The following is a 20,304-nucleotide window of genomic DNA, read 5'->3' as shown; positions in this document are numbered from 1 at the left end:
TTAATCGGCTGCTCGATCCAGCGCAGAATGTGTCCATGCCGCCTCGGCCACTTCCGCCTGCAACCAGCCGATAAACCGTTCCACCGCCGCATTGCCAGCGCTGCGCGGAGGGACGACCACGTAATAGGCGCCGTCTTCGGGCACCACCGGGGGCAGGCCAACTATGGCAAGACGGCGTTCGTCGACCAGATCGCCGGTGATCGAGCGCCAGCCGAGCATGATGCCTTGGCCGTTGAGCGCGGCCTGCGTCGCCTGGACATACGTGTTGAAGCGCAAGTCCGCGCCGGTGCCGCGCACGATGCCGGTGGTCTGGCAATAGCCGGTCCAGCTTCGCCAGGATGCGTCATCGACATCGACATGGATCAGCGGCCAGCCATCGAGCGTGGCAGGCACGCTGCGGCGCGCGAGGAAGTCGGGGCTGGCGACGGGATCGATGCATTCCTGAAACAGGCGGATCACCGTGCCGTCGCGCCAGCGGCCATGGCCGTAGCGGAACAGCACATCGGCATGTGCGGCATCGGGCGCGGCGTCGTGCGGCGTGGTCATCACGCTGACCGCGATATCGGGGCATTGCGCGCCAAACGTGGCCAGGCGGCGCATCAGCCAATACGTCGCAAAGCCGATCGAGCAAGACACGCGCAAGCTGGTGTCGCGTTCGGCATGGCGTTGCCCGATGCGGGCCACCGCCTCGGCAATCAGGCCCAGCCCCTGGCGCGTCGCGGCCAGCAAGTCTTCGCCGCTTTGCGTCAGCATCAGCGGGCGGCGGGTGCGGTCGAACAGCGGCACTCCGATCCAGCGTTCCAGATCGCGCAAGGCCTTGCTGACCGCGGGTTGGGTGACATTGAGCGTGCGCGCCGCGACCGACAGGCTGCGGTGTCGCGCCGCTGCCTCGAACACCGTCAACAGCCGCAGCGGGGGCAGGGGCGTGGCTGGCGTCATTGCCGGTACGACGGGTCTTCGGCGTCCAGCAGCGATTTCAGATGGTCGAAATGGGTAAAAGCCATGCCGCGATAGGCGTCCCAGCCTTGCGCGGTGTGTTCGGCAATCGCGTCGCTCATCACCGCCAGCGGTTGCCCGGTGGCATAGGCGCGCAACAGCGTTTCGGCGGCTTTTTCCAGAAAATACAGGTTTTCGAACGCTTCGGCAACGGTCTCGGCCACGCACGTCACACCATGGTTGGCCATGATCAGGGTGGGCGCCTGCGCCAACAGGCCGGCGATGCGGATGCCTTCGTCATCCTGATCGGCAATTCCGCCGCATTCGGGATCGATGACATAGCGGCCGAAAAACCGGGCGGTGTTCTGGTCGATCGGCAACAGGCGCGGATCGGCCAGCGTGGTCAGCGTGGTCGCCGCGATCGGATGGCAATGCAGGATCACCCGGGCCGAGGCGACACGGCGATGGGCATTGCCATGGATGCACCAGGCCGAGGCATCGGGGGCATCGGCGCGCGTCATCACATCGGGATCATCTGCATCGAGCACTTGCAGGTCGCTGGCGCGGATCGTGGCGAAGTGGCGCCATTTGCGGTTCATCACAAACCGGCGGCCATCGGCCGACAGCGCCGCGCTGAAATGGTTGCCCACCGATTCGTGCCAGCCGAACCGCGCGGCCAGCCGGAAGGCGGCAGCTAGGTCGATGCGCAACGAGGCTTCGTCGGTCATGCCGAAAATCGCCCTTCGCCCGACAATTTGCGCCAGCGGCTGCGCAATTCACCCCGGTCGGTATACGTCCCGCGCAAATACCGCTCGCCGCTTTCGGCCACAAACGCCGATCGGGCGTGGACCACCCGATGGTTGTCGAACACGATGCATTCGCCCGCGTTGAGGCGGAACCGCATGACAAAGCGCGGGTCCTGCAACAGGCGGCCAAACCGGCAGAACGCGGGGTAATAGGCATCGAGAAAGCGCTGATCATGGTCGAACACGTCGGCCATGTGCTGGCTCATCGTCACGCCCGCGATATCGCCATGATCGTCGAGTTCGATCACCCGCTGGCGCGCGCGCATGTCATAGGCATCGTGTTCGTTGTAGAACGGCACGGTGGTTTCGCACAGCAGGCGGAAATCTTCGGGATGCGTGCGGCGCAGTTCGGCGGCAACCGCGGCGCCATCGACAAACAGGCTTTCCCCGCCATCGACCGAATTGCGGCGGCAATGCAGGAATTGCACCCCCGGCGGCAGATCTTCGGCCGGCACATCGGTGTGCAGTTCCAGCGCCTTGGCGGTATAGGCCAGGTTGTCGGGATCGATATGCAGCCGCACGTCGAAATAGGCGCCAAAGAACGTGGGCCGGGGAAATCCGATCAGGTTGGCCGCATCGGTCAGCCCCTGATCGCTGTCGGGCATATGGGTCAGGATCGCCACGCCTTGGGTCAACAGCGCATGGACCCAGTCTTTCAACGTGGCACGGTCGGTGCTGACCGCGTCAAAGGCAAACCGCGCTATCGCCGGGTAATGGTCGGCATACCAGTATTCGCGCGGCAGCACGGCGGGATCGGGGCGGGGCCCGGCCACCGCATGCGCGCCCAGCCAGGCCAGCGGATACGTCGAACGATGCCCCGATCCGGCCCATTCGATCACCAGCGCATCGTCGATGACGCTGGCCCGTGTCGCGCGCGGCGGGGTGTCTTCGGCAAAGATGTCATAAACCCGCTCGCGCGTTTCGGGATCGAACGAGGTGGCACAATTGTCGCGCAGCCAATAGTAGTTGAAGTAATGGCGTGCGCCCCCATCGAGCGTCACCTCCAGACCACGGTCGAGCAGGGCAGGGGGCGGGGGGGCGGCAAGAGTGGCCATTGTCGGGCTCCATCAGGGCGGGCCTAGCCGTGGTACGCCGCGACAGGCCGGTGCTCAAGCCGCGAAAATATCATGCCAGCATAACCGTGAGGTTATGTCATGGATGATCGATCGTGCCCCAAATGGCGCTTTGCGCGCGCGGCGAATGCGGTTAGCCTTTGGCGTATGAGTGATCCCCAGCTTTCCCGCATCGACGGCAATCTCGGCGCGCGGCGTCATTTCCGCTATTTCGACTATATGATGGCAGCGTTTGTCGGCATCCTGCTGCTGTCAAACCTGATCGGTGCGGCCAAGCTGGCGCAGGTCGGCGGGCAGACGTTCGGGGCGGGCATCCTGTTCTTTCCGATCTCGTATGTGCTCGGCGATGTGCTGACCGAAGTCTATGGCTATGCCAATGCACGGCGCTGTGTGTGGGTGGGGTTTTTCGCGCTGCTGTTCATGGCGGTGATGAGCTTTGTCGTGGTGGCAATGCCGCCATCGCCCGACTGGGGCTGCGCATCGAGCGCGGACCCGCGCTTTGCCGATATCGTCGCGAAAACATCGAAGGGCGCGGTCTGCCAAACCACCTATGATTCGGTGTTCGGCAGCACCTGGCGCATCGTCGCGGCCTCGGTCATCGCGTTCTGGGCGGGCGAATTCGTCAATTCGTTCGTGCTGGCGCGGATGAAAGTGTGGACCCAGGGACGCTGGCTGTTCACCCGCACCTGGGGCTCGACGATTTTTGGCCAGGCGATCGACAGCGCGCTGTTCTATCCGATCGCGTTTCTGGGCACCTGGTCCAACCGGTCGGTAATCACGGTGATGATCACAAACTGGGCGTTCAAGGTGATCTGGGAAATCGTGCTGACGCCGTTCACTTATTGGATCGTGGCGTTCCTGAAACGGCACGAGGGGGTCGATGTTTACGATACCGACACCGATTTCTCCCCCTTTGCCAAAGCCCCGGTTATCTGACTGTCTGACCCGACACTGTCGTGTCGGGAAGTCGGCACCGGCCCGCTCCCCCACCCGACCACCCTACTATAGGTATCCTATGGGTGGTCGGCTCCTCAGCGAAAACGTCCCCCGGACGTTTTCGTGTTCTTCGTCGCGGGGAGCGGGCCGGTGCCGACTTCGAAACGCGCCCTTTCGCGCGTTTCGCCGACATCGAGGCAAACCGCTCAGTCCGCGATCAGTGCGACGGCGAAATAAACCAGGATCGCCGAGCCGAACCCGGCCAGTGTGCCGATCACAAATGCGGCGCGTACCAGCATCGGGTCCCACCCGAAGTGGGCGGCAATGCCCGAGCACACGCCCAGGAATTTGCCGTTAGCGCGATCGAGACGGAAGCGGTTGCTCATGACGGGGGTCTCCATTTCGAGAGGGGATCAGGCGATGATCTGCGTCGCGCCGAACGGAACAACCACGGTTGCCGCCATCAGCGAGAGCGAGAGGATAAGCGCGGCGGACATGCAATAAAGCGTTTTCATGATGGTCACTTCCCTGTTTTGAGTGGCTGATCCAGTGATTGCATGGGTCGTGCCAATTGCGAAAAGGCACGGATTTTCGGGGTTTGGGCCTGCGACAGCGCTGCACTGCACTGCAAATTGCGCCAATGGATCGCAAAATGCGCCGCAAATTGGCGTTGTTCCGATTTGGCGCCACACGCCGCTTTGCGCTTGCCTTTTTGTTCCGCGCTCCCTATCTGGCGGATCAATCCCGACATTGTGAAAGCAAAGTCAGGCTGGGCCAGAAGGCACCGGCGGCAGACTGCTTTGCAATGCCGAACCATGACACGGAGTACGAATGGCCGACATCGCGCGCATTACCGAGGTTGTAGAGGCTGAAACGCGTGCGTTGGGCCACGATCTCGTGCGTGTGGTGCTCTATGGCAAGAGCGAAGTCGGCGATGAAGAGCGCACCTTGCAGGTGATGGCCGAGCGGCCCGAAACCGGGCAATTGCTGATCGATGATTGCGCCGCGCTGTCGCATCGCATTTCCGACCGGCTCGATGCGCTGGAAGAAGCGGGCGAAGTGCTGATCGAAGGCGCCTATCGGCTGGAAGTCAGTTCGCCCGGCATCGACCGCCCGTTGACCCGGCCCAAGGATTTTGCGGCGTGGATCGGGCACGAGGCGCGCATCGAACTGCGCGAACTGCTCGACAAGCGCAAGCGGTTCCGCGGCGATCTGGTCGGATTCGATACCGCAACAAACACGATTTCGATCGAGGAGGATGCCGTGGTATATACCGTGCCATTCGATCTCGTCGACAATGCCAAACTTGTCCTGACGGACAAGCTGATTACCGCTTCCCGCCCGATCGACATGACCGGTGCGGATACAATCGTCGAGGAACAGGAAGACTAAGCCATGGCCAGTGCGATTTCCGCCAACCGCGCCGAGCTTCTGGCAATTGCGAACGCAGTTGCCAGCGAGAAGATGATCGACAAGTCGATCGTCATCGAAGCGATGGAAGAAGCCATCCAGAAATCGGCGCGCAACCGCTATGGTGCCGAAAACGATATCCGCGCCAAGCTTGATCCGCGCACCGGCGATCTGCGTCTGTGGCGTGTGGTCGAAGTGGTCGAGGAAGTCGAAGACTACTTCAAGCAGGTCGACATCAAGCAGGCCGAAAAGCTGCAGCCCGGTGCCGCCGTCGGCGATTTCATCGTCGATCCGCTGCCCGCTGTCGAGCTGGGCCGTATCGATGCGCAATCGGCCAAGCAGGTGATTTTCCAGAAAGTCCGCGATGCCGAACGCGAACGCCAGTTCGAAGAGTTCAAGGACCGCGTCAACGAAGTGATCACCGGGGTGATCAAATCAGTCGAATTCGGCCATGTCATCGTCAACCTGGGCCGCGCCGAAGGCGTGATCCGCCGTGATCAGCAAATCCCGCGCGAAGTGCCGCGTGTCGGCGAACGCGTGCGCGCGCTGGTGATGAAAGTTGAACGCACCAACCGGGGCCCGCAGATTTTCCTCAGCCGCGCGCACCCCGAATTCATGAAAAAGCTGTTCGCGCAGGAAGTGCCCGAAATCTACGACGGCATCATCGAGATCAAGGCCGCCGCGCGCGATCCGGGCAGTCGCGCCAAGATCGGCGTGATCAGCCGCGACAGCTCGATCGACCCGGTCGGCGCCTGCGTCGGCATGAAGGGCAGTCGCGTGCAGGCGGTGGTGCAGGAACTGCAGGGCGAAAAGATCGACATCATCCCCTGGAGCGAAGATACCGCGACTTTTGTGGTCAACGCGTTGCAGCCCGCCACCGTCAGCCGCGTGGTGATTGATGAGGAAGAGAGCCGCATCGAAGTGGTTGTGCCCGATGACCAGCTCAGCCTGGCGATCGGTCGCCGCGGCCAGAACGTGCGACTGGCCTCGTCGCTGACCGGTTCGGCGATCGACATCATGACCGAAGCCGAAGCCTCGGAAAAGCGGCAGAAGGAATTCACCGAACGCTCCAAGACGTTCGAGGAAGAACTCGATGTCGACGAAACGCTGTCGCAGTTGCTGGTTGCCGAAGGGTTCAGCGAACTGGAAGAAGTCGCCTATATCGACATCAGCGAACTGTCGAACATCGACGGCTTTGACGATGAACTCGCCGGCGAATTGCAGAACCGCGCTTTGGAGGCGCTCGAACGCCGCGAAGAGGGCCAGCGCGAGGAACGTCGCAACCTGGGCGTCGAAGATGCCCTGGCCGAATTGCCGCACCTGACCGAAGCGATGCTGGTCACGCTGGGCAAGGCCGGGATCAAGACACTCGACGACCTGGCTGATCTGTCCACCGACGAACTGATCGCGCGCAAGCGGGTCAACGAACAGCGCCGCCGGGGCAACACCAATGAACGTCCCGACCGTCGCGAACGGTCCGAACGCAGCGAAGACAAGGGCGGTGTGCTGGGCGAATATGGCCTGAACGAAGAACAGGGCAACGAAATCATCATGGCCGCCCGCGCGCACTGGTTCGACGATGAACCTGCCGCTGCCGCTCCAACCGAGGAGGCCGCCGATGCGGAATCCTCGCAATGAGCCGCTAACCGCAGACATCCGGGGCAAGGCCCGCGGCTCGGCAGCACGCCGGGGCGCGGCCGGCACCCCCGTGCCAGACCGGCCGGGTGCAGAGCATCCGGGCGGCGGCGGAGTCGTGCCTGAACGGGCCGCCCGGGCTGTCCCCGAACGCAAATGCATCCTGACCGGGCAGCACGATGATCGTGACGCGCTGATTCGGCTGGCCCTGTCGCCCGATGGCGACGTGCTGCCCGATGTATTGGCGCGTGCGCCGGGACGTGGCGCATGGATCGGGGTGACCCGCGTCGAGCTGGACCAGGCGATTGCCAAGGGCAAGCTGAAGGGCGCATTGGCGCGGGCCTTCAAGGGCACGCCGCTGAACATTCCCGTCGACCTTGGCGATCGTATCGAAACCGCGCTGCGCCGCGCCCTGGCCGATCGGCTGGGGATCGAATTGCGATCGGGTATGATCGTACTGGGCACCGAAAAGATCGCCGCTGCGGCGCGGGCCGGGGTGGTGACATTCCTGGGCCATGCCAGCGATGCGGGCGGCGATGGAGCGGGCAAACTGGCACAGGCATGGCGCGTGGGCGAACAGGCCGAAGGGTCTGGACGCAAAGGTGTGATCTTGCCGCTGGACCGCGCGGCGTTGTCTGTGGCATTGGGCCGCGACAACGTCGTTCACCTGGCGCTGACCGATGCCGCTGCCGCCGCGCGCGTGACAGGGCTGCTCGGGCGCCTCATGCATTTTACGGGTTGTAGACCTACGGGTGAAGCCACTGCCGTGGTGACTGACACGGCTGTGGCGAACGACGAGATTGATACGAAGGGCGAATGAGTTCGATGAGCGATAGCGACAAAAAGCCGACACTGGGCCGCAGGCCACTGGGCCTGAAGACCTCGGTGGAAGCGGGCGAGGTCAAGCAGACCTTCAGCCATGGCCGCACCAACAAGGTGGTGGTCGAGGTGAAACGGCGCAAGATCATGCCGCGTCCTGGTGAAGGCGCCGCGCCCGAAGCGCCCGTCGCCGCACCGCAGCCCGCGCCCGCGCCCGCTCCGGTGGCGCGTCCGACTCCGCCGCCTCCGCCGCCGGTGGCGCCCGCCGCCTCGCGCGAAACGCGCCAGGAATTGCAGGCGCGCCTGCTGCGCGAAGCCGAAGAGGCGCGCATTGCCGCCAACGAGGCCGCCAACCGCCGCGAACAGGAAGAGCGCCTGCGCGCGGCCGAGGAAGCGCGTCTGCGCGCCGAGGAACAGCGCCGCGCCGCCGATCCGGCGACCGAGGCACCGGTTGCCGCGCCCGAACCGGCTGTCACGGTTGTCGCCGAAGCGCCCGTCGCTGCGCCCGAACCAGTCGCTGCAGCGGCCGAACCCGCTGTCGCCGCCGCCCCGGCTGAAGTGCCCGCCGCCGCAGCCACGGCCACGGCGCCTGCCGCCGCCGAAACCACCGGCGATGCGCGCCCGGCACAGACCGCGCCGCGCCGCTTCACCCCTGTGGCACCGGTCAAGCGCCCCGAACCGGCGGCCAAGAAGCCGGTGCATGCCCCGCGCGACAAGAACGCCAACGACCGCCGCCAGGCAGGCAAGTTGACCGTTACGCGTGCGCTCAACGAAGACGAGGGCGCGCGCGCCCGTTCGCTCGCCGCGCTCAAGCGTGCGCGTGAAAAGGAACGTCGTGCGCATTATGCCGGGCAACAGCACGTGCGTGAAAAGCAGGTGCGCGATGTCGTCGTGCCCGAAGCGATCACGGTGCAGGAACTGGCCAACCGTATGGCCGAAAAGGCCGCCGATCTGGTCAAGGCGCTGTTCAAGATGGGGGTGATGGTCACCATCAACCAGACCATCGATCAGGACACCGCCGAGCTGCTGGTCACCGATTTCGGCCACAACGTGCAACGTGTCAGCGACAGCGATGTCGATATCGACACCAGCATCGATGTCGATGACGAAGGTTCGCTGCAACAGCGTCCGCCGGTCGTCACGATCATGGGCCACGTCGATCACGGCAAGACCAGCCTGCTCGACGCGCTGCGCGGCACCGATGTGGTACGCGGCGAAGCCGGTGGCATCACGCAGCATATCGGCGCCTATCAGATCAAGACCAAGGGCGGTGATTTCATCACCTTCCTCGACACGCCGGGCCACGAAGCCTTTACCGAAATGCGCATGCGCGGTGCCAATGTCACCGATATCGTGGTGCTGGTTGTGGCCGCCGATGACGGGATCATGCCGCAGACGGTGGAGGCGATCAACCACACCAAGGCCGCAGGCGTGCCGATGATCGTGGCGATCACCAAGGCCGACAAGCCCGAAGCCAATCCGCAGAAGATCCGCGAACGCCTGCTCGAATACGAAGTCCTGGTCGAAGAGATGTCGGGTGACGTGCAGGATGTCGAGGTTTCGGCCAAGACCGGGGCCGGGCTCGACACGCTGATCGAAAAGATCCTGTTGCAGGCCGAACTGCTCGAACTGCGCGCCAACCCCGATCGCGCCGCCGAGGCGACCGTGATCGAGGCCAAGCTCGACAAGGGCAAGGGGCCGCTGGCGACTGTGCTGGTGCGGCGCGGCACGTTGAAAGTCGGCGACATTCTGGTGGTCGGCACCCAGTCGGGCCGCGTGCGCGCGATGCTCGACGACAAGGGACGCCAGATCAAGGCCGCCGGACCGTCGCTGCCAGTCGAAGTGCTCGGCATCGGCGGCGTGCCGATGGCGGGTGACACGCTGACCGTGGTCGAAAACGAAGCGCGGGCGCGCGAAGTTGCCGCCTATCGCGAGGAAAAGGCCAATTCGAAGCGCACCACGTCGCCGCAGGCGAGCATCGACACGATGTTCTCTGCGCTCAAGGCCAAGGAAGCCGTCATAGAATTCCCGGTGGTGATCAAGGCCGACGTGCAAGGTTCGACCGAGGCGATCGTCAACGCGTTGAACCGCCTGTCGACCGACGAGATCAAGGTCCGCGTGCTGCAATCGGGCGTGGGTGCGATCACCGAAGGCGACGTGACGCTGGCCGCGGCCACCGGCGCGCCGATCATCGGGTTCAACGTGCGTCCCAACGCCAAGGCGCGTGAACTGATCGAACGCAACAAGGTGCGGCTGAAATATCACGACGTGATCTATCAGTTGACCGACGAGATCGCGCGCGAAATGGCGGGCGAACTTGGACCGGAACGCATCGAAACCGTGGTTGGCCGCGCCGAGGTCAAGGAAGTGTTCCCCGCCGGCAAGCGCGACAAGGCCGCCGGTCTGCTGGTGCTCGAGGGCTATATCCGCAAGGGCATCCACGCGCGGCTTACCCGCAACGATGTCATCGTGTCGGCCACGCTCATCGCTTCGTTGCGCCGTTTCAAGGACGACGTGTCGGAAGTGCGCGCCGGTCTGGAATGCGGGGTCATGCTGGCCGATACCAACGACATCAAGCCGGGCGACATGCTCGAAGTGTTTGAAGTCGAGGAACGCGCCCGCACGCTGTAAAATCCTCCCCGTGCTGGGGAGGATATATCGGAGGGCGGGATGCTGGCGGTCTTTCTGGGCTCGATCAACGTGGGTGGTAACCGCGTGGTGATGGCAGATCTGTGCGCCGCGCTGGGCAACGACGGGTTCGGTCCCGTCTCCAGCGTGGTGGCCAGCGGCAATCTGTTGCTGGCGGGGCACGACCACGCCGAACCGGGTCTGGGTGCCGCGATCGAGGCGAGCATCGCACGCCATTTCGGCATCACCAGTGTTGCGCTGCCGCGCACGCGCGACCAGGTGCAGGCGGCGATCGACGACAATCCGTTTGCCGCTGGTGATCCGGCGCGGGTGCACACCCATTTCCTCGAATCGACGCCGGATGAGGCCGCGTTTGCCCGATTGCGGGCCGATCATGCCGGGCGCGGGGCCGAAACCCTCGCAATCGGACCTGGCGCACTCTATATCGACTATATCGATGGCGTGGGCAGCAGCAAGCTGACCGCGGCTTTCATCGTACGTCGGCTCGGCTGTCGGGGCACCGCGCGCAATTTGCGCTCGCTGGCCCGGATTGCCGAGCGCATGAACTCGAACGGATAGACACAGACATTGGCTCGTCCCAACCAAACTCCCGAAACCCGCTCCGTCCGCCTGCTCAAGGTGGGTGAACAAGTGCGCCATATCCTGTCGGACCTGCTGTTGCGGCAGGAAGTGCACGACGAAGTGCTGTCGGCGCACACCGTTTCGGTGACCGAAGTGCGCATGACGCCCGATCTGCGCCAGGCCACGGTGTTCGTGAAATCGCTGCTGGGCAGCGATGAAGCGGCAGTGCTGAAGGCGTTGCAGACCAACACCGCGTTTTTCCAGCGCGAGGTCGCCGGGCGGCTGAAGCTGAAATACGCGGCCAAAATTCGCTTTACCGCCGATGAAAGCTTTGATGTGGCCAGCCATATCGACAACCTGCTGGGCGATCCGCGCGTGGCCCGCGATCTTGGTCGCACCGAACCCGACGCCTGATCGTCGACGCCGATGGCCAAGCTGCATTTCTACTATGCCAGCATGAACGCGGGCAAATCGACCGCGCTGTTGCAGGCCGATTTCAACTATCGCGAACGCGGCATGGCGACGATGCTGTGGACGGCGGCAGTCGATCACCGGCCGGATGCCACGCCGGGGCTCGATATTGTCAGCCGGATCGGCATTGGCGCGCCCGCCCGGCGCTATGATCGGGATACCGATCTGGTGGCGGCGATCATGCCCGGTGCGCCCGATCTGTCGGCAGTGCTGGTCGATGAGGCGCAGTTCCTGACCGAAGACCAGGTGTGGCAACTGGCGTGGATTGCCGACGAGGCGGGCATTCCGGTGCTGTGCTATGGCTTGCGCACCGATTTTCGCGGCGCGCTGTTCGAAGGGGCGGCCACTTTGCTGGCAATTGCCGACCGACTGGTCGAATTGCGCGGGGTGTGCCACTGCGGCGCCAAGGCGACGATGAACTTGCGCATCGATCCGCAGGGCCATCCGGTGCGCGATGGCGCGCAAACCGAAATCGGCGGCAACGATCGCTATATCGCGCTGTGTCGGCGCCATTTTCGTGAAAGTCTTGGATGATGAGCGACGACGGCCTGTATATCCCGCTGGGCGGTGGCGAAGGCGACGGCGATCTGGCGCTGCTGCCGCTGACCGAGGCGCATCGTGAAGGCCTGCGCGCGGCCTGTGCGCAAGACAGCGCGATCTGGGATATCTATCCGACCAACTATCTGGGCGAGGCGTTCGATCCGCAATTCGATCTGCTGCTGTCGGGCGGCACGAAACGCCGGGTCTATGCCATCCTGCAAGGCGGCACCGTGGTCGGCATGACTGCGTGGATCGATCAGGGGCAGCCGGGCTGGTCGATCGAAATCGGCAACACATTTGTCGCGCCGGGCCTGCGCGGCAGCGGGCTCAACACGCGGGTCAAGCATCTGTTGCTCGATCATGCCTTTGCCTGCGGGATCGAGCGCGTGGGGTTCAAGGTCGATCAGCGCAACACGCGCAGCCAGGCCGCCGTGACCAAGCTGGGCGCCACGCGCGAAGGCGTGTTGCGCCATGAACGCAAGACCTGGACCGGGCATGTGCGCGACACCGTGTCGTTCAGCATTCTTCGCGCCGAATGGCTCGCGCGATGAACGGGGCCCTCTACGAAGCGGCAACGATGATCCTGCCGCTGATCTTTGCGATTGTCTGTCACGAAGTGGCGCATGGTCTGGTCGCGCGGATGCTGGGCGACCCCACCGCGTCGGAACGCGGACGGCTGAGCCTCAACCCGCTGCGCCATGTCGATCCGTTCGGCACGATCGTGCTGCCCGGCCTGCTCGCGCTGACGCATATGCCGGTGTTCGGATGGGCCAAGCCGGTGCCGGTCAACTATGCCCGGTTGCGCAACCCCAAGCGCGACATGGCGCTGGTCGGCGCGGCGGGCCCGGCCAGCAATTTCGTGCTGGCGGCGTTGAGCGCAGTGGCAATCGGGTTGATGGCGCGCAGCCTGCCGACGGGGGCGAAACCCGGTGCGGTTGAAACCTTCGTGTTCGAAAATCTGGTCAATTTCATCCAGTTCAATTGCTTTCTGGGCATGTTCAATCTCTTGCCGCTGCCACCGTTCGATGGTTCGCGGATCTTGCGCGGGATCGTGCCCTGGCCGCTGGCGCGCCTGCTCGACCGGATCGAACCGTTTGGCATTCTGATCTTTGCGCTGATCTTCGTGATCCTGCCGCAAATGGCGCCGTCGCTGCATCTGCTCGATCGCTTTCTGTTGCCGCCGGTGGGCTGGCTGCTCGACCAGTACGGCGCGCTCGAAGCCTGGGTGGCGGGGCCTCTGGTCAATACCGGATCATGAGCGTTCACGGCTGGATCGTGCTCGACAAGCCGCTGGGTCTTGGTTCGACCCAGGCCGTCGCGGCGGTCAAGCGGGTGTTGCGCCAGGGCGGGCATGGCCGGGCCAAAGTGGGCCATGGCGGCACGCTCGATCCGCTGGCCACCGGGGTGCTGCCGATCGCCATTGGCGAGGCGACCAAGCTGGCGGGCCGCATGCTCGACGCGACCAAGGCCTATGAATTCACCGTGCGCTTCGGCAGCCAGACCGACACGCTCGATCTGGAAGGCACGGTCATCGCCACCAGCGATGTGCAACCTGCGCCGGGCGCGGTGGCCCACGTGGTGGCACAGCGGTTTACCGGCCCAATCGAGCAAGTTCCGCCCGCCTATTCGGCGGTGTTGATCGATGGCAAGCGGGCTTATGATCGCGCGCGTGGTGGCGAAGACGTCGACATGCCGATGCGCAGCGTGATGATCCATCGGTGGGATTCGATCGTCGAGGGCGACAACCAGGCGACTTTGGCTGTTACCGTATCCAAGGGCACCTATATCCGCAGCCTGGCGCGCGATATCGCGCTGGCGCTGGGTACGGTTGGCCATGTCACCATGTTGCGGCGGGTCAGGGCCGGGCCGTTCGATCTGTCTCAGGCGATTTCGCTGGACAAATTGGACACGATCGCTAAGGGCGCATCCCTTGAACACATGATCTTGCCATTGGAGGCAGGGCTGGACGACATCCCGGCTCTTGACCTCGACCCCGAACAGGCAAGGGCGGTCCGACAGGGCCGCGTTCTGACGGGGTTGCCCCAATCCGACGGGCTGTGGCTTGCGCGATCCGGCATGGTGCCGGTGGCGCTGGTCGCTCTGGCGGATGGCGCCATGCGCGTCGAGCGGGGTTTCAATCTGACCGATGTCGCGGAGTGCAGATAAATGACGGTTACCGCAGAAAAGAAGCAGACGATCATCACCGACAACGCCCGCGCAGTGGGCGATACCGGTTCGCCCGAAGTTCAGGTTGCCATCCTGACCGAGCGGATTGTCAACCTGACCGAACACTTCAAGCTGCACCATAAAGACAACCATTCGCGCCGTGGCCTTTTGCAAATGGTCAACAAGCGTCGCAGCCTGCTCGACTATCTGAAGAAAAAGGATGTCGAACGCTACAACGCCCTGATCCAGAAGCTGGGTCTGCGCAAATAAGCGTACCTGGAAAGCGGCCCCTTCGCGGGCCGCTTTTTGTATTCGGGCCATTCGCAATTCGGCGAAAGGCCCAGGGGTGTGAACGAAACCCCACACCGGACCGGGACGGAACCCCCGGCAAGCAAATCCCGCGCGGCAATAGGGCCCGTGGGCTGAAGGAAAAACGATGTTCGACGTCAAGACCGTATCACTGGAATGGGGCGGAAAAACCCTCACTCTGGAAACCGGCCGCATTGCCCGTCAGGCTGACGGGGCGGTCCTCGCCACGTATGGCGAAACTGTCGTGCTGTGCGCCGTCACCGCCGCCAAGTCGGTCAAGGAGGGGCAGGATTTCTTCCCCCTGACCGTGCACTATCAGGAAAAGTTTTCCGCCGCCGGCCGTATCCCGGGCGGCTTTTTCAAGCGTGAACGCGGCGCCACCGAAAAGGAAACGCTGGTTTCGCGCCTGATCGACCGCCCCGTGCGGCCGCTGTTTCCCGAAGGTTTCTACAACGAAATTAACGTCATTTGCCAGGTTTTGAGCTATGACGGCGAAACCGAACCCGATGTCGTGGCGATGCTGGCAGCCTCTGCCGCGCTGACCATTTCGGGCGTGCCGTTCATGGGCCCGATCGGCGCCGCGCGCGTCGGTTACAAGGATGGCGAATACCAGCTCAATCCGTCGCTGACGGCCGTCAAGGAAGGCCAGCTCGATCTGGTCGTGGCCGCCACCGGTAACGCGGTGATGATGGTCGAATCCGAAGCCAAGGAACTGAGCGAAGACGTCATGCTCGGCGGCGTGCTGTTTGCCCATGCGGAAATCCGCAAGGTGATCAACGCGATCATCGATCTGGCTGAAATGGCCGCCAAGGACCCCTGGGACATCGACCTGTCGGACAACACCGCCGACATCAAGGCCAAGCTCAAGAAGCTGGTCGGCAAGGATATTGCTGCCGCCTACAAGCTGACCAACAAGTCGGCCCGCGCCGATGCGCTCAACCTGGCGCGCGACAAGGCCAAGGCCGCATTTGCCGACGAAACCCCGCAGACCAAGATGGTGGCGATCAAGACCCTGAAAAAGGTCGAGGCCGACATCGTGCGCACCGCCATTCTCAAGGATGGCCAGCGCATCGACGGTCGTACCGTCACGCAGATCCGTCCGATCGAAGCGATGGTCGGTTTCCTGCCGCGCACGCACGGTTCGGCGCTGTTCACGCGCGGTGAAACGCAGTCGATCTGCACCACCACGCTGGGCACCAAGGACGCCGAGCAGATGATCGACGGTCTGGATGGCCTGTCGTATCAGCGCTTCATGCTGCACTACAACTTCCCGCCCTATTCGGTTGGCGAAGTTGGGCGCTTCGGCGCTCCGGGTCGTCGCGAGATCGGCCATGGCAAGCTGGCATGGCGCGCGCTGAACCCGGTTCTGCCGTCGAAGGAAGAGTTCCCCTATACGATCCGCGTGCTGTCGGACATCACCGAATCCAACGGGTCGTCGTCGATGGCGACGGTCTGCGGCGGTTCGCTGTCGATGATGGATGCGGGCGTTCCGCTGGCACGTCCGGTTTCGGGCATTGCCATGGGGCTGATCCTCGAAGGTGACGAATTCACCGTGCTGTCCGACATTCTGGGTGATGAAGATCACCTGGGCGACATGGACTTCAAGGTGGCCGGCACCAGCGAAGGCATCACCACGATGCAAATGGACATCAAGGTTGCCGGGATCACCGAGGAAATCTTCCGCGCTGCCCTGGCCCAGGCCAAGGAAGGCCGCGCGCATATCCTGGGTGAAATGACCAAGGCGCTGGGTGAAGTGCGTGGCGAACTGTCGGCGCATGCGCCGCGGATCGAAACGCTGCAGATCGACAAGTCGAAGATCCGCGACATCATCGGCACCGGCGGCAAGGTGATCCGCGAGATCGTCGCGACCACCGGCGCCAAGGTCGACATCGACGACGAAGGCCTGATCAAGATCAGCTCGTCCGACCTGACCCAGATCGAAGCGGCCCGCCAGTGGATCCTCGGCATTGTCGAGGAAGCCGAAGTGGGCAAAGTCTACAACGGCAAAGTGGTCAACATCGTTGATTTCGGCGCCTTTGTGAACTTCATGGGCGGCAAGGACGGCCTCGTGCACGTGTCGGAAATGCGCAACGAGCGCGTGGAAAAGCCGGGCGACGTGGTCAAGGAAGGCCAGGACGTCAAAGTCAAGGTGCTCGAAATCGACCCGCGCGGCAAAGTGCGCCTGTCGATGCGCCTGGTCGATCAGGAAACCGGTGCCGAGCTGGAAGACACCCGCCCGGCACGCGAACCGCGCGAACCGCGCGGCGATCGTCCCGACCGGGGTGATCGCGGCGACCGCCGTGGACCGCGCAACGATCGCGGCGGCCGTGGCCGTGGCGACGACCGTGGTCCGCGTCCCGATCGCGGCCCCCGCCCCGATCGCGATGACGGCCCGGCGCCCGACCATCTGCCCGCATTCCTGAAGTCGGACGATTGATCGTCCACTTCTGACGCGACGCCAGACAAAGGGGGCGATGGTCTTGGACCATCGCCCCCTTTTTTTGGGCGATTGACCCGGTGGAGTGCCAGTCATACCATGGGCCGGTCGAAAACCGGGGGGTGCCCGATGAAACCTGTACGGCTGTTCTGGCTCTCGCTGATCCTGGGGACTTTGCTCATGCCCGAAGTGCCGCACGCTGAATCTGTTGGCCATATCACCGGCATCGGTGGGATATTTGTGCGCAGCAAGGACCCCAAGGCGCTGGCGGCGTGGTATCGCGATGTGCTGGGGATCAAGGTCGAACCATGGGGCGGGGCGATGTTGCGCTACGATGCGCCTGACCATCCAGCCGTGCTGGTGTGGAACGCCTTTGCCCAGGGGACCACCTATTTCGACCCGTCGAACCGCGAATTCATGCTCAATTTCGCGGTCGATGATCTCGACGCCTTCCTGTCGCGGATCACCGCCAAGGGAGTGACCGTGATCAAGCGCGACGACAGCGACCCCAACGGGCACTTTGCCTGGATCGTCGACCCCGACGGCACCAAGATCGAACTGTACCAGCCGGCCAGAAAATAGGCTTCAGGCAACCTTGCGCAACGGCTCGGGCGCTTGCCCGGCAATCACCACGCGGTTGCGCCCGGCCTGCTTGGCGGCATAGAGTGCGTCGTCGGCCGCTTTCAGCGCGGCACTGCGCGTGCGCGCGGCCAGCGCGTCGGCAATCCCGCCGGAAAAGGTGATCCGCCCGAACGGCGTGTCGTTGGCGCGATTGATCAGCCGTTTCTGGGCGATCTCTTCTCGCGCCGCGTCCAGCCGTGCCCAGGCCTCGTTCAGGCTGGCCCCGCGCAGCAGCACCGCGAATTCTTCGCCGCCATGACGTGTGACATGGCACCGCGCGTCGGCGATGCGGCCCAATGTTTCGGCGACATAGCGGATGATACGGTCGCCCGCCGGGTGGCCATGCGTGTCGTTGATGCGTTTGAAATTGTCGATGTCGCAAAACGCCACGCACAATGTCTCGCCGCCCAGCGTGGCTTCGCGCATTTCTCGGTCGAACAGTTCGTCGAACGCGCGCCGGTTTGGCAGTCCGGTCAGATGATCCTGATTGGCCAGGCGGCGCGCCTCGTCGAGCCGGACCTGCAAGGTGCCGATGCGTACCGCGCTGGCGGTCAGTTCACTGGCGACCGTGCGCGTGTGATCGAGCATGCGCCGCGTCAGTGCCGTCAACCGCCCGACCAGATCCGCGTCGGGCGACTGGCTTTGCAGATCGGCGACGTGGCCTTCGAGCGCGACCGAATACGTGCCGGTAGCATCGCGCGCGCCGTCCATCGTTCGTCCGATATCCGACAGATTGCCCTCCAGTTCGCCCACCAGCGTCGCCATCGCTTCGGCAGTGGCATCGCGGGGCTGCACCGCCTGCGCGTCTTCGAGCCACCGCAGCGTGATGGGCAGGCCCTTTTCGGTGCGTTCATGGATCAGTTGGGCCAGCCGCGGGCTGCCGCCGGTGATGCAGTCATAGGCAATCGACAGCGTGAACGGCAGCACTTCGAGTTCGTGATCAATCAGGAAATCGGCAACTTGCGCGATCAGGCGGCGCCGGGCGTGCAGGGCCGCGTCGCGCGGGCTGAGCGGGGCGCCTTCGGGGGCTGGCTGCGGGGTCGATTTCGGGGCAACGCCCAGCCAGGTGCGCCAGCGTGGCACGCGGGGGGAATCTGAAGTTTGCTTTGCTGTCATACCCGTCAAGGACGGCATTGCGACAGCGATGTTAACCAAGGCCCGGCCCGCAATGCGGACCGGGCCTGGCCAATGTCTGCGCCAGTGTCAGCGCACGCGCGGGCCGCCGAACGGCATCGGCGGGGGCGGGCGGCGATGGCCGCGCGGCAATTGCGCCTGATAGGCGCGGCCGCAATGTTCGACGCAATAAGGGAAACCGGGGTTCACCTTTTCGCCGCAGAAATGGAAATCGGGTTCGCCCGGATGCCCCATCGGCCAGCGGCAGATACGATCGCTGAGATCGAGCAGACTGGTCTTGTCGGCGATTTCCGGGCTGGGCCGGGCCGGAACCAGCCGACGCGGCGGGGCGGGCGGTATCGGCGCCTGCTGATCGCCTGGGCCCTGACGCAGAAATCCGCCGGGGCCGACCGACACGATGCGGGGTTGCGGCGCGGCGGGCGGTGCGTCGGTGGCGGCCGCCGCCGGTGCCGGGGCCGCAGCGGGGGCTGGCGCGCGCGGGGCAGGCGGGGCAACCGGGGCGGCTGCGGCTGGGGGAGGTGTGGCCGGGCGGGGCGGCGGCGCCACGCGCGGTTCGACCGGGGCAACCACACGCGGGGCGGGTTTTGGCGGCGTTTCGGCGCGCGGGGTTTCCACCTTTTCATTGGGCTTGACCGGTGAAGGCCGCGCCTTGAGGCCCAGCCGGTGCGCCTTGCCGATCACCGCGTTGCGGCTGACCCCGCCCAGTTCTTCGGCGATCTGGCTGGCGGTGGCGCCGCCTTCCCACATCTTGGTCAGTTTTTCGATCCGCTCGTCCGTCCAACTCATGCCAGTTCCTTCAAGGGGCAGATGCAGCCGCCCGCCATACATATCCTGATCGCAAGGGCAATCCCGCCCAGCCTGCGATCCGCTTGCTATTCCCAAACCACCGCGATACCGCATGGGGCATGGCCGATCAACCGATCCTCGAAACATCGCTGCCCAGTGCGGGTGGCGTCATGTCCAGCTATGCAACAGTGGGGCAATTCCCGCCGCCGGGTGCGCCGGTGTTTCGCGGGTTCAACCGGTTGGGCCTGTGGACACTCTATATGAAGGAGGTTCGCCGCTTCTTCAAGGTTCAGACCCAGACAATCTGGGCGCCGGCGGTCACGACCTTGCTCTATCTGGTCATTTTCACGCTCGCGTTGGGTGGTGGCGGGCGCATGGTGCTGGGTGTGCCGTTCGCCAGCTTTGTCGCGCCGGGGCTGATTGCGATGGGCATGGTCAACAATGCCTTTGCCAACGCCAGCTTTGGCCTGCTGGTCGGCAAGATGCAGGGCACCATCATAGACTATCTGATGCCGCCGGTGTCAGAGGCGGAATTGCTGATCGCGCTGGTCGGTGCAGCGGTCAGCCGCGCAATTCTGGTCGGCCTGGCGCTCTATGCGTCGATGTGGCTGTGGCCGGGGGTCGATCTGACCATGCATCACCCCTGGGCCGTGGTGTGGTTCGGGCTGATGGGGTCGGTGCTGTTTTCGCTGATCGGCGTGCTGACCTCGTTGTGGGCAGACAAATTCGACCAGAACGCAGCGGTCACCAATTTCGTGATCACGCCGATGGCGATGCTGTCGGGCACGTTCTATTCGGTAACCCGGCTGGCACCGGCGTTTCGCGCGATCAGTGCGTGCAACCCGGTGTTCTATATCATGTCGGGGTTCCGCTATGGCTTTCTGGGCCAGAGCGACATCGGATCGACCAACGCGGCGGTGATGGGTGGCGCGATCGGGCTGGGCGTGCTCAATGCCGTGCTGGCGGCCATCACTTATGCGCTGTTGCGCTCTGGCTGGAAATTGCGGACCTGATG

Annotated in this window: 22 protein-coding genes; 15 read left to right on the top strand and 7 right to left on the bottom strand. The window is 64.1% G+C overall.

Translation table 11 applies throughout. The features are described from left to right. Genes AQZ49_RS02405 through AQZ49_RS02395 form a run of 3 tightly spaced genes read right to left on the bottom strand, consistent with a single transcriptional unit; the run spans position 1 to position 2,797 of the window. Positions 1-939 carry a LysR substrate-binding domain-containing protein gene (locus AQZ49_RS02405; RefSeq protein ID WP_067612259.1) on the bottom strand — a complete coding sequence of 313 codons (939 nt, stop codon included), beginning with the start codon at positions 937-939 and terminating at the stop codon, positions 1-3. After that, on the bottom strand, positions 936-1,664 hold the full coding sequence (locus AQZ49_RS02400) for a class II aldolase/adducin family protein (RefSeq protein ID WP_067612256.1): 729 nt from the start codon (positions 1,662-1,664) through the stop codon (positions 936-938). The genes AQZ49_RS02405 and AQZ49_RS02400 overlap by 4 nt, the downstream gene beginning before the upstream one ends. Then, the gene (locus AQZ49_RS02395) at positions 1,661-2,797 is read right to left on the bottom strand and encodes a TauD/TfdA family dioxygenase (protein WP_067612253.1); all 1,137 of its coding nucleotides are present in this window, start codon (positions 2,795-2,797) and stop codon (positions 1,661-1,663) included. Before AQZ49_RS02395 ends, AQZ49_RS02400 begins: the two co-directional genes overlap by 4 nt. Positions 2,798-2,962: 165 nt before the next feature. On the opposite strand from AQZ49_RS02395, the gene AQZ49_RS02390 reads away from it, so the two are divergent. Continuing rightward, positions 2,963-3,751: a queuosine precursor transporter gene (locus AQZ49_RS02390; RefSeq protein ID WP_067612250.1), complete on the top strand. Its 789-nt coding sequence runs from the start codon at positions 2,963-2,965 to the stop codon at positions 3,749-3,751. Positions 3,752-3,957: 206 nt separating this feature from the next. Here AQZ49_RS02390 and AQZ49_RS02385 read toward each other — a convergent pair whose 3' ends face one another. Next, complete coding sequence (locus AQZ49_RS02385) at positions 3,958-4,137, bottom strand: PspC domain-containing protein (RefSeq protein WP_067612247.1); 180 nt, start codon at positions 4,135-4,137, stop codon at positions 3,958-3,960. A 134-nt stretch (positions 4,138-4,271) separates the two neighbouring features. After that, positions 4,272-4,502, bottom strand: coding sequence for a hypothetical protein (locus AQZ49_RS02380; protein WP_067612245.1), 231 nt, complete (start codon positions 4,500-4,502; stop codon positions 4,272-4,274). 80 nt (positions 4,503-4,582) lie between these two features. On the opposite strand from AQZ49_RS02380, the gene rimP reads away from it, so the two are divergent. From rimP to AQZ49_RS02315, 13 genes are all read left to right on the top strand, one after another. Beyond that, positions 4,583-5,143: a ribosome maturation protein RimP gene (rimP, locus tag AQZ49_RS02375; protein WP_067612242.1), complete on the top strand. Its 561-nt coding sequence runs from the start codon at positions 4,583-4,585 to the stop codon at positions 5,141-5,143. Between the two features lie 3 nt (positions 5,144-5,146). Further along, on the top strand, positions 5,147-6,799 hold the full coding sequence (nusA, locus tag AQZ49_RS02370; protein WP_067612239.1) for a transcription termination factor NusA: 1,653 nt from the start codon (positions 5,147-5,149) through the stop codon (positions 6,797-6,799). A 115-nt stretch (positions 6,800-6,914) separates the two neighbouring features. Then, on the top strand, positions 6,915-7,616 hold the full coding sequence (locus AQZ49_RS02365) for a DUF448 domain-containing protein (protein WP_231738624.1): 702 nt from the start codon (positions 6,915-6,917) through the stop codon (positions 7,614-7,616). A gap of 5 nt (positions 7,617-7,621) precedes the next feature. Further along, a complete protein-coding gene (infB, locus tag AQZ49_RS02360) occupies positions 7,622-10,246 on the top strand; it encodes a translation initiation factor IF-2 (protein WP_197410883.1) in 2,625 nt (874 codons plus the stop codon). 39 nt (positions 10,247-10,285) lie between these two features. Then, entirely contained in the window at positions 10,286-10,822 is a 537-nt protein-coding gene (locus AQZ49_RS02355; RefSeq protein WP_067612228.1) for a DUF1697 domain-containing protein, read from the top strand. Between the two features lie 9 nt (positions 10,823-10,831). After that, entirely contained in the window at positions 10,832-11,239 is a 408-nt protein-coding gene (gene rbfA, locus AQZ49_RS02350; protein ID WP_067612225.1) for a 30S ribosome-binding factor RbfA, read from the top strand. A gap of 12 nt (positions 11,240-11,251) precedes the next feature. Then, entirely contained in the window at positions 11,252-11,830 is a 579-nt protein-coding gene (locus tag AQZ49_RS02345) for a thymidine kinase (protein WP_067612222.1), read from the top strand. Then, positions 11,830-12,387, top strand: a complete 558-nt coding sequence (locus AQZ49_RS02340) for a GNAT family N-acetyltransferase (protein ID WP_067612220.1) — start codon at positions 11,830-11,832, stop codon at positions 12,385-12,387. The genes AQZ49_RS02345 and AQZ49_RS02340 overlap by 1 nt, the downstream gene beginning before the upstream one ends. Next, positions 12,384-13,094, top strand: coding sequence for a site-2 protease family protein (locus tag AQZ49_RS02335; protein WP_067612217.1), 711 nt, complete (start codon positions 12,384-12,386; stop codon positions 13,092-13,094). The genes AQZ49_RS02340 and AQZ49_RS02335 overlap by 4 nt, the downstream gene beginning before the upstream one ends. After that, on the top strand, positions 13,091-14,002 hold the full coding sequence (gene truB / locus AQZ49_RS02330) for a tRNA pseudouridine(55) synthase TruB (protein WP_067612215.1): 912 nt from the start codon (positions 13,091-13,093) through the stop codon (positions 14,000-14,002). Before AQZ49_RS02335 ends, truB begins: the two co-directional genes overlap by 4 nt. Next, positions 14,003-14,272 (top strand): 30S ribosomal protein S15, encoded by a 270-nt coding sequence (gene rpsO / locus AQZ49_RS02325; protein ID WP_067612212.1) that lies wholly within the window; start codon positions 14,003-14,005, stop codon positions 14,270-14,272. It abuts the gene before it with no gap. Between the two features lie 166 nt (positions 14,273-14,438). Then, positions 14,439-16,748, top strand: a complete 2,310-nt coding sequence (gene pnp / locus AQZ49_RS02320; protein WP_067612210.1) for a polyribonucleotide nucleotidyltransferase — start codon at positions 14,439-14,441, stop codon at positions 16,746-16,748. 129 nt (positions 16,749-16,877) lie between these two features. Beyond that, positions 16,878-17,330, top strand: a complete 453-nt coding sequence (locus tag AQZ49_RS02315; protein ID WP_197410882.1) for a VOC family protein — start codon at positions 16,878-16,880, stop codon at positions 17,328-17,330. 3 nt (positions 17,331-17,333) lie between these two features. Here AQZ49_RS02315 and AQZ49_RS02310 read toward each other — a convergent pair whose 3' ends face one another. Next, positions 17,334-18,452 (bottom strand): GGDEF domain-containing protein, encoded by a 1,119-nt coding sequence (locus AQZ49_RS02310; RefSeq protein ID WP_231738619.1) that lies wholly within the window; start codon positions 18,450-18,452, stop codon positions 17,334-17,336. A 120-nt stretch (positions 18,453-18,572) separates the two neighbouring features. Then, the gene (locus tag AQZ49_RS02305) at positions 18,573-19,289 is read right to left on the bottom strand and encodes a GcrA family cell cycle regulator (RefSeq protein WP_067612606.1); all 717 of its coding nucleotides are present in this window, start codon (positions 19,287-19,289) and stop codon (positions 18,573-18,575) included. A gap of 119 nt (positions 19,290-19,408) precedes the next feature. Between AQZ49_RS02305 and AQZ49_RS02300 the strand changes: the two genes are divergently transcribed. Continuing rightward, on the top strand, positions 19,409-20,302 hold the full coding sequence (locus AQZ49_RS02300; RefSeq protein ID WP_082701262.1) for an ABC transporter permease: 894 nt from the start codon (positions 19,409-19,411) through the stop codon (positions 20,300-20,302). The last annotated feature ends 2 nt before the right edge of the window (positions 20,303-20,304 follow it).

The organism is Novosphingobium sp. FSW06-99, from assembly GCF_001519065.1.
Classification (GTDB): domain Bacteria; phylum Pseudomonadota; class Alphaproteobacteria; order Sphingomonadales; family Sphingomonadaceae; genus Novosphingobium.
The sequence above is the reverse complement of the archived record's forward strand: the minus strand, read 5'-3'. Positions and strand labels throughout refer to the sequence as shown.

What these genes read in the sequence shown, in the direction of transcription:
- AQZ49_RS02405 (WP_067612259.1), bottom strand. Translation starts at nt 939, where the DNA reads ATGACGCCAGCCACGCCCCTGCCCCCGCTGCGGCTGTTGACGGTGTTC.
- AQZ49_RS02400 (WP_067612256.1), bottom strand. Translation starts at nt 1,664, where the DNA reads ATGACCGACGAAGCCTCGTTGCGCATCGACCTAGCTGCCGCCTTCCGG.
- AQZ49_RS02395 (WP_067612253.1), bottom strand. Translation starts at nt 2,797, where the DNA reads ATGGCCACTCTTGCCGCCCCCCCGCCCCCTGCCCTGCTCGACCGTGGT.
- AQZ49_RS02390 (WP_067612250.1), top strand. Translation starts at nt 2,963, where the DNA reads ATGAGTGATCCCCAGCTTTCCCGCATCGACGGCAATCTCGGCGCGCGG.
- AQZ49_RS02385 (WP_067612247.1), bottom strand. Translation starts at nt 4,137, where the DNA reads ATGAGCAACCGCTTCCGTCTCGATCGCGCTAACGGCAAATTCCTGGGC.
- AQZ49_RS02380 (WP_067612245.1), bottom strand. Translation starts at nt 4,502, where the DNA reads ATGTCGGGATTGATCCGCCAGATAGGGAGCGCGGAACAAAAAGGCAAG.
- rimP (WP_067612242.1), top strand. Translation starts at nt 4,583, where the DNA reads ATGGCCGACATCGCGCGCATTACCGAGGTTGTAGAGGCTGAAACGCGT.
- nusA (WP_067612239.1), top strand. Translation starts at nt 5,147, where the DNA reads ATGGCCAGTGCGATTTCCGCCAACCGCGCCGAGCTTCTGGCAATTGCG.
- infB (WP_197410883.1), top strand. Translation starts at nt 7,622, where the DNA reads ATGAGCGATAGCGACAAAAAGCCGACACTGGGCCGCAGGCCACTGGGC.
- AQZ49_RS02355 (WP_067612228.1), top strand. Translation starts at nt 10,286, where the DNA reads ATGCTGGCGGTCTTTCTGGGCTCGATCAACGTGGGTGGTAACCGCGTG.
- AQZ49_RS02345 (WP_067612222.1), top strand. Translation starts at nt 11,252, where the DNA reads ATGGCCAAGCTGCATTTCTACTATGCCAGCATGAACGCGGGCAAATCG.
- AQZ49_RS02340 (WP_067612220.1), top strand. Translation starts at nt 11,830, where the DNA reads ATGAGCGACGACGGCCTGTATATCCCGCTGGGCGGTGGCGAAGGCGAC.
- AQZ49_RS02335 (WP_067612217.1), top strand. Translation starts at nt 12,384, where the DNA reads ATGAACGGGGCCCTCTACGAAGCGGCAACGATGATCCTGCCGCTGATC.
- truB (WP_067612215.1), top strand. Translation starts at nt 13,091, where the DNA reads ATGAGCGTTCACGGCTGGATCGTGCTCGACAAGCCGCTGGGTCTTGGT.
- rpsO (WP_067612212.1), top strand. Translation starts at nt 14,003, where the DNA reads ATGACGGTTACCGCAGAAAAGAAGCAGACGATCATCACCGACAACGCC.
- pnp (WP_067612210.1), top strand. Translation starts at nt 14,439, where the DNA reads ATGTTCGACGTCAAGACCGTATCACTGGAATGGGGCGGAAAAACCCTC.
- AQZ49_RS02315 (WP_197410882.1), top strand. Translation starts at nt 16,878, where the DNA reads ATGAAACCTGTACGGCTGTTCTGGCTCTCGCTGATCCTGGGGACTTTG.
- AQZ49_RS02305 (WP_067612606.1), bottom strand. Translation starts at nt 19,289, where the DNA reads ATGAGTTGGACGGACGAGCGGATCGAAAAACTGACCAAGATGTGGGAA.
- AQZ49_RS02300 (WP_082701262.1), top strand. Translation starts at nt 19,409, where the DNA reads ATGGCCGATCAACCGATCCTCGAAACATCGCTGCCCAGTGCGGGTGGC.